Source organism: Protofrankia sp. BMG5.30 (genome assembly GCF_001983005.1).
Lineage (GTDB): Bacteria > Actinomycetota > Actinomycetes > Frankiales > Frankiaceae > Protofrankia > Protofrankia coriariae.
Window position 1 is genome coordinate 1 of sequence record NZ_MOME01000021.1, and the last position, 575, is coordinate 575.

The following is a 575-nucleotide window of genomic DNA, read 5'->3' on the forward strand; positions in this document are numbered from 1 at the left end:
GACACAACTTCCCGACCAAGAAGTCATCCGACGGAGGCGTGCGTTTCGCTCCAACGATAATGATCACCGGGCGGATCTTATCTTAGCGGCATTGTTCGCAGTACACGTCTATCCGCTATACCGACCGGCTTGTCGAGGCCGGAGCGATACCGTCCGTCGGGAGCGTCGGCGACTCGTACGATAACGCGCTCGCCGAGTCCGTGAACGGACTGTACAAGACAGAGCTTGTCCATCGCAAGGGGCCGTGGCGTACCGCGGACGATCTCGAACTCGCGACGTTCGAGTGGGTCGACTGGTACAACAACCGGCGGATCCACAGCGGCTGTGGAAACATGCCACCGGCCGAGTTTGAATCCCTCTTCTATCTCCAGAACGAAGCTGATATAGTCGCCGAAGCGTAAGCATCCGGTCCTCTATGGAACCCGGGGCGGTTCAGACCTGGTCCTGCGCAGCACGCTCCAGGACGATCCGGTCCTGAGTTTCAATCCCGTAGGGGCGATGAGGACATCGACTTTGCTGCCGCGCGGGCCCAGCTCGCCGCGTTTCAATCCCTCGTAGGGGCGATGAGGACTCTC

At 60.2% G+C, this 575-nt stretch carries 1 pseudogene; it reads left to right on the forward strand.

The annotated features are described in order from the left end of the window. Positions 1 to 95: 95 nt before the first annotated feature. Positions 96 to 401: pseudogene (locus BL254_RS13575) on the forward strand (integrase core domain-containing protein); the annotation flags it as partial. Between the last annotated feature and the right edge of the window lie 174 nt (positions 402 to 575).